Source organism: Paenibacillus sp. LHD-38 (genome assembly GCF_031157315.1).
Classification (GTDB): Bacteria; Bacillota; Bacilli; order Paenibacillales; family Paenibacillaceae; genus Pristimantibacillus.
Genome location: NZ_JAVIFU010000054.1, coordinates 37,268 through 43,691, shown reverse-complemented (window position 1 = coordinate 43,691; position 6,424 = coordinate 37,268). Strand labels below are relative to the sequence as shown.

At 46.7% G+C, this 6,424-nt stretch carries 7 protein-coding genes; 1 reads left to right on the top strand and 6 read right to left on the bottom strand.

The features are described 5' to 3' along the window. Positions 1-427 precede the first annotated feature (427 nt). The 6 genes from tatC to RCO25_RS29205 form a co-directional block, all read right to left on the bottom strand. The gene (gene tatC / locus RCO25_RS29230) at positions 428-1,180 is read right to left on the bottom strand and encodes a twin-arginine translocase subunit TatC (protein ID WP_308999604.1); all 753 of its coding nucleotides are present in this window, start codon (positions 1,178-1,180) and stop codon (positions 428-430) included. A gap of 131 nt (positions 1,181-1,311) precedes the next feature. Further along, a complete protein-coding gene (locus RCO25_RS29225; RefSeq protein ID WP_308999602.1) occupies positions 1,312-1,545 on the bottom strand; it encodes a twin-arginine translocase TatA/TatE family subunit in 234 nt (77 codons plus the stop codon). A 55-nt stretch (positions 1,546-1,600) separates the two neighbouring features. Next, complete coding sequence (locus RCO25_RS29220) at positions 1,601-2,656, bottom strand: molybdopterin-binding protein (RefSeq protein ID WP_308999601.1); 1,056 nt, start codon at positions 2,654-2,656, stop codon at positions 1,601-1,603. Next, complete coding sequence (locus tag RCO25_RS29215) at positions 2,653-3,147, bottom strand: MogA/MoaB family molybdenum cofactor biosynthesis protein (protein WP_308999600.1); 495 nt, start codon at positions 3,145-3,147, stop codon at positions 2,653-2,655. The genes RCO25_RS29220 and RCO25_RS29215 overlap by 4 nt, the downstream gene beginning before the upstream one ends. Positions 3,148-3,174: 27 nt before the next feature. Further along, positions 3,175-3,654: a cyclic pyranopterin monophosphate synthase MoaC gene (gene moaC / locus RCO25_RS29210; protein WP_308999599.1), complete on the bottom strand. Its 480-nt coding sequence runs from the start codon at positions 3,652-3,654 to the stop codon at positions 3,175-3,177. A 76-nt stretch (positions 3,655-3,730) separates the two neighbouring features. Then, complete coding sequence (locus RCO25_RS29205; RefSeq protein ID WP_308999598.1) at positions 3,731-4,336, bottom strand: 5-formyltetrahydrofolate cyclo-ligase; 606 nt, start codon at positions 4,334-4,336, stop codon at positions 3,731-3,733. A 152-nt stretch (positions 4,337-4,488) separates the two neighbouring features. On the opposite strand from RCO25_RS29205, the gene RCO25_RS29200 reads away from it, so the two are divergent. Continuing rightward, positions 4,489-6,423, top strand: coding sequence for an ABC-F family ATP-binding cassette domain-containing protein (locus tag RCO25_RS29200; RefSeq protein ID WP_308999597.1), 1,935 nt, complete (start codon positions 4,489-4,491; stop codon positions 6,421-6,423). Position 6,424: the final 1 nt, after the last annotated feature.

Genomic DNA, 6,424 nt, shown 5'->3' with positions numbered 1-6,424 from the left:
TCACAATCACTATACCAAACCGAAGCGGTGTTTTCTATTTTGCAAGAGATTAATATTTTCTTGGTTTAGCTATACTTATCAAGGGTTTAAAGCCAATTTCGCTCTGCGAAGTTTGAGTTTCTTAGTATCAATTTTTGTCCAAGTAAGACTTAAATAAACCGTAATAAGGTGGTTTTTTTGTCGCTAGTACAGTATCATGGGGATTTTCATGTCCAAAAAAAACGACAAGAAAATCCGTACAAATAAAAAAGAACCTTGATTTATCAAGGTTCTTAATCGGGATTATTATGTCGTCGTACTTCTTTGCAGAAAAAACAATCGTTTCACGGTGATACGTTAATATAAAAGCAGATTTATAAGCGAAAACTTATTCCTATAATCGTTTATAAAACAAAAAAGGAAGAAGAGGATTTCCCTCTTCTTCCCGTTAAGCGTTATTCCATGACTCTCCGTATTCCGCTTCCCATTTCGCATCCGCTGCCAATTGTTTTCTATGGACCGTACCCGATAAAAACACGCTGACTTCGTATAAAATAATTAAGGGAATGGCCACTAAGATATCCGATATGAAATCTGGCGGCGTAATCATTACCCCGATAAGTACCATAACGAAGTATGCCAGCCTGCGCATTTTGCGAAGCCGTTTTGGATTCACCAATCGAATCGCCGTCAAAAACATGATGACAAGCGGCAGCTCGAAAAGAAGTGATATCGGAATAAGCAAATTAAACATAAACGTAAAATATTGCGCGATCCCATAGGTTTCCTCGAGATTTAAATGCTGCGAGACCGTCCTTGTGAAGTTGAACGCGAGAGGAAACACGACATAATACGAAAACGCCAGGCCAATTAAAAACATAATTAGCGCGAATGGAACGTATTTAAGCGTGGATCGCTGCTCGTTTTTGCGCAGGGCCGGCTTTACGAATGCCCAGAGCTGATAAGCAATCATAGGAAGCGCAATAATCAAGGCGATAACAAAAGCGAATTTCATATACATGCCGATACCGTCCCAAAGTGAAAACGTATGTAATGAAATCGTATTTGCCGGCTTCTGGCTCATTAGAAAATTATAAGTAGGCTGTGCCAGTATTAATCCGACTACTAAGCCTATCGTCAGTATAACGAGCACGTAGACTATGCGCTTCCGCAGTTCTCCAAGATGCTCTAGAAGCGGCATGAGCCCTTCTTGTTGAAGAAGCGCTTTACGCGATGTCTGCTCCGTTTTATTATTTGCATCCGATCCCACCCGTACTTACCTCCTTCGCCAAGCATTAACAGCCTTTTTTTTCAAGAAAAAAGCGGGCCCGATTAGTCCGGAAGCCGCTTATTGTCTTTATCATTATTTTCCGAACGACTCACTTCAACGCGGCTCGAATCCTTGTCCTTACGGTCCTCGTCATCCATCATCTCTCTCGCTCCGGATTTGAATTCACGCAGCGTCCGTCCAAAAGCACGTCCAAGCTCTGGCAGCTTATTCGGTCCAAACAGAAGTAAAGCAACCAGAACGAGCAGTATAATACCCGTTGCACCTATTCCTGACATGTTGTATACCTCCTTAAAGCTTTACGCAGTAAGCTTACTTCGTAAGCAGCAAAAACTAACAGTTGTTTAAACCGCCGTATCCCATACTGACAATATCTTCGCGTACTATGGTATCGCCCGCTAAAACCCGCGGCAGAAGCACGTCGAAAGATGTATAAGGATCATGCATGACGCATCCCGGCAGTCCCATAATCGGCACGCCATTGATATAACCGACAAGCAGCATTGAACCTGGAAGCATTGGCGTACCATAGCTTACGATATCCGCTCCTGCGGCTTTAATTGCGCCTGGCGTGCGATCATCGGGGTCAACCGACATTCCGCCTGTTACAAGTATCATATCATATCGTTGTTCGAGCAAATAGTGTATTTCCTTGACAATTGTTTGTCGATCGTCGGGAGAAAAACGCTGCTCTGCAACCTCTGAACCAAGTTCCTCCAGCTTGCCTCTAACGGCCGGGCCAAATTTATCCTCTATTCTGCCATTAAATACTTCTCCGCCAGTCGTTAGCAACCCTACGCGAAATTTACGGAAAGGGCGAACACGCAGCGGAGCTGCGCCGCCATTTGCCTTGCGATATTCCGCAGCCAGCCTCTCTACCGTCTCCACCTTCGTTTTCGGTACGACAAGCGGAATCGCTCTCGTTGCGGCAAGCGGCTGTCCTGGCTTAACGACCGACTTCGACCTGATTGTAGCCAGCGCTATTTCGCCCAGCTCATTAATGGCATAAACCATTCCCTTATCAACCTCAGCAAGGCCAAGCAGCTTCGATTTGATGCTTACTTTTCCCTCATGAGGCTCCGACAGCATGAGCTGATCCCCATATAACGCTTCGGCCATACGAATGGCCGCATCATCCTCATGAAGCTCACTTTCGCCCAGCTCCATAATATATATATGCTCTTTGCCGATATCAAGAAGGTTAGGAATATCTGATTCTGTCACGATATGCCCTCTTTTGAATAAACGGCCTTTAAATTGTCCGGGAATAATACGTGTCAAATCATGAGCCAAGCGCAATCCGATTGCATCATATACCGACACCTCTTTAAGAACGGTCGATCCATGCTGCTGGACTTCGTCCTCTGAATGCTGCCTTTTCTGACTCATACGCTATGATCCCCCAGTTGTCCGGATAAAATGTTCAGTGCATGCGGCAATTGATCCATGATGGCCATTAAACTCTCATGTACCCCTTTAGGACTGCCAGGCAGGTTTATAATGAGCGAGCTGCCTCTTATTCCGCATACGCCTCTCGAGAGCATCGCTCTTCTTGTCTTTTGGAGAGCTCCCATTCGCATTGCCTCTGCCAGACCCGGCACCACACGATCAATGACCTTTAGCGTTGCTTCAGGTGTAACATCACGGAGCGCAAGACCCGTTCCGCCTGTCGTTAGTACCAGATCAGCATGAAAATACTCCGTCATTTCGATAAGAGCTGCCATAATTTCATCCTGCTCATCCGGAACGATGCGATAATCGATGATTTCGCCGCCCAACTCTTCCTCCACCAGCTCACGAATAACCTGGGCACTTGTATCTTCTCGTTCTCCGCGTGAGCCTTTATCGCTTGCTGTTAATATTGCTACCTTCCACCGCATTTACCATTCCTCCCATCCCTTGTTCGCTCATGGGTTTAACGAAATCTGATAATCGCCGCTTTTACCGCCCGTTTTGGAAACGAGCTGAGTAGGCCCGATGATCATATCCTTTTGCAGCGCCTTGCACATGTCGTATACCGTTAACGCTGCAGCTGAGACGGCTGTCAGAGCTTCCATTTCAACGCCGGTTTTCCCGGTCGTCTTCACTGTTCCTTCGATGTAAAGCTCATCCGTCCCATTATCGCTGAATACCACATTTATGCCTGTAAGAGGAAGTGGGTGGCACATTGGAATCCAATCTGATGTTTTTTTGGCAGCCATGACTGCTGCCACTTGGGCAACTGCAAGCACATCGCCTTTACCGATTTTACCCGCCTTGATTTGCGTTAACGTTTCTTGGTTCATTGTTACCTTGGTTTGAGCGACTGCCGTACGTGAAGTGACTTCCTTATCGGAGATGTCCACCATCCTTGCTCGACCTTGCTCGTTAAAATGTGTCAACTCCACCTCTATCGCTCCTTCTAGCGTAATCGAATACTTTGCCTTCTAACGGCTCAAGCACGTATCGCGTTCATACCTCTCGCTAAAGCAAGTAGATGCCGCGCTCAGTAATCAAGCCATCCATTTTCAAGTCATGCCGCTCATGCGGAATTTCTGCTGTAAGCTGATCCTCAAACGACATTCCGATCCATAACGTATTCGCTGCCTTACCGCTTTTTCCTTGGTAGGTTTCAGCAAAACGGTCGTAATAACCACCGCCGTAGCCAAGACGGCCACCATGCTCATTAAAAGCGATACCTGGAACAAAAACAACGGAAGGAGCATAATCATCCAGTCTTGGCGTTTTATCGGGATTCGGTTCCATGATGCCGTAAGCTCCAGGCATCAGGTCGTCCCAACTCCGCAAATAATGCAGCGTCATTGACCGGTCTGCGGCTAAGCATCGCGGTGCAAGGACATCCCGTCCTGTGCGCCAGCCCCATTCAATGAGTCGTGATAAATCAAGCTCGCTTCGGAAAGCTACGTAAACCATAAATGCATCGGCATTTCGGCTCTCGAGTAATTTTTCCGCCTTCGCACAAGCAGCTTCTGACCATAATTTCCGCTGCTCCGAAGACAAGCTGTTTCGTTTAATCGTCATTTGATTACGTATGTAAGCTTTATCGCCCAGTTGATTTGGTTCAACCAAAACACTCACCTATTCTAGTCCCAATCATTTTCTTTCATTAAAAGTAGTTTACCACTGTTATGCAACTTTCGCCAATGCCAGCGCTCGTTTATGGTACACTATTAAGTAGTAAAAGCATTCGTTCTTTACAATTTTTTGTTGGAGGTTTCAAAATGCTGCTGCAGGTTTCTAACATTACAAAGAGCTACGGCGTAAATGTCGTATTATCCAATATTTCTATGCAGGTGCAGGAGCGGGAACGTATCGGTCTCGTTGGCGTAAACGGCGCCGGGAAATCAACGCTCCTCAAAATAATCGCAGGTGAAATGTCTGCTGATTCAGGTGCCGTTCACAAAGCAAAAGAAACAAAAATCGGGTATCTCGCCCAGAACAGCGGCCTGCAATCCAATCGGACCATTGAAGCAGAGATGCGTGCCGTTTTCTCACATCTAATCGAAGCGGAGCAGGAGCTTCGCGACCTTGAGATCAAAATTGCAGACCCGGCTCTTCATAGGGACGAGAAACGTTATGCGGATACGCTTGATCGTTATGCCAAGCGCTCGGATTGGTACCGGGAACAGGGCGGATTCGAAATCAATACCCGCATCAACAGCGTCCTGCATGGGATGGGCTTCGGAAGTTTTCCATCCGACACGTTAATCTCGACACTTAGCGGAGGCCAGAAGACGCGCCTGGCGCTTGCGCGCATCCTGCTTCAAGCGCCTGATTTGCTGATGCTGGACGAGCCTACCAACTATCTCGATATTGAGACATTAACCTGGCTAGAATCTTATTTGCGCGGATATTCGGGTGCCATTCTGGTCGTTTCTCATGACCGTTACTTTCTCGATGCGCTCGCCCAAACCATTATTGAAATTGAGCGGCACACCGCGAAGCGTTATACCGGCAATTACAGCCGCTATATGGAGCTTAAAGCCGCGGAATATGAAATCAATATGCGGCAATTTGAAAAGCAGCAGGATGAAATTTCGCGAATGGAACAATTCGTCCAACGCAATATCGTTCGCGCTTCGACAACCAAGCGTGCGCAAAGCAGACGCAAAGCACTCGACAAAATGGACCGTCTGGACAAGCCTCAAGGCGATTTGAAGAAAGCGCATTTCACCTTCGAAATCGAACGTCCGACAGGAAAAGATGTACTCGCAGTTAATGATGTTTCCGTCACTTTCGCCGAGAAAGATACACCGATTTTTCGCAATGTGTCCTTCCAGCTTACCCGCGGCGAGACCGTTGCCTTAATCGGCCCTAACGGTATTGGAAAATCGACGCTGCTTAAGGTTATTGTCGGTCAAAACGAGCCTACTGCAGGTAACGTCAGATTCGGAACCCATGTAAAGGTCGGTTATTACGATCAAGAACAGACTAGACTTAACGGCCAAAATACCGTCCTTGAAGAAGTATGGGGCCAATACTCCCATATGGAAGAAGCTCGAATACGCACTGTTCTCGGTAACTTCTTATTCAGCGGCGAAGATGTACTGAAGCGGGTCTCTTCGCTTAGCGGCGGTGAGAAGGCTCGCGTTTCTTTGGCCAAGCTTATGCTGGCTCAGGCCAATGTGTTGATTTTGGATGAGCCTACCAACCATCTCGATCTCTTCAGCAAGGAAGTTCTTGAAGCAGCCTTGCTTGATTATGAAGGAACCTTGCTCTTCATTTCACATGACCGGTACTTCCTAAACAAGATGGCTGAACGAATTGTCGAACTCAAACCGTCAGGAACCGATCATTTCCTAGGAAATTATGACGAAATGATAGAGAAAAAAAATGAAATCGAGGAAGCAAGGCTCGAAGCGCTGTCAAAACAAGCTTCCGGCTCGAAATCTGCCAGCGTAACCGACAATATACCGACGAATTCGTATGAGGCCGACAAACAAGCCAAACGGGAAGAACGGACTAGGCAGCGCAAACTTGAGCAATTGGAACAAGATATCGCTTCATTAGAGCAGCAAGTTACCGAATTGGAGGAACAGCTGGCTGATCCCGGCATTTTCAATGATTATATCCGCATCCAAGAAATTCAAGCAGCCATCGAATCGCGCAAAACCTCTTTAGCTGCCGCTTATGAGGAATGGGAGCAGTACATGTAAG

Excerpts from the sequence above, each read along its gene's own strand:
- tatC (WP_308999604.1), bottom strand. The coding sequence starts at position 1,180 with ATGCCGCTTCTAGAGCATCTTGGAGAACTGCGGAAGCGCATAGTCTAC.
- RCO25_RS29225 (WP_308999602.1), bottom strand. The coding sequence starts at position 1,545 with ATGTCAGGAATAGGTGCAACGGGTATTATACTGCTCGTTCTGGTTGCT.
- RCO25_RS29220 (WP_308999601.1), bottom strand. The coding sequence starts at position 2,656 with ATGAGTCAGAAAAGGCAGCATTCAGAGGACGAAGTCCAGCAGCATGGA.
- RCO25_RS29215 (WP_308999600.1), bottom strand. The coding sequence starts at position 3,147 with ATGCGGTGGAAGGTAGCAATATTAACAGCAAGCGATAAAGGCTCACGC.
- RCO25_RS29200 (WP_308999597.1), top strand. The coding sequence starts at position 4,489 with ATGCTGCTGCAGGTTTCTAACATTACAAAGAGCTACGGCGTAAATGTC.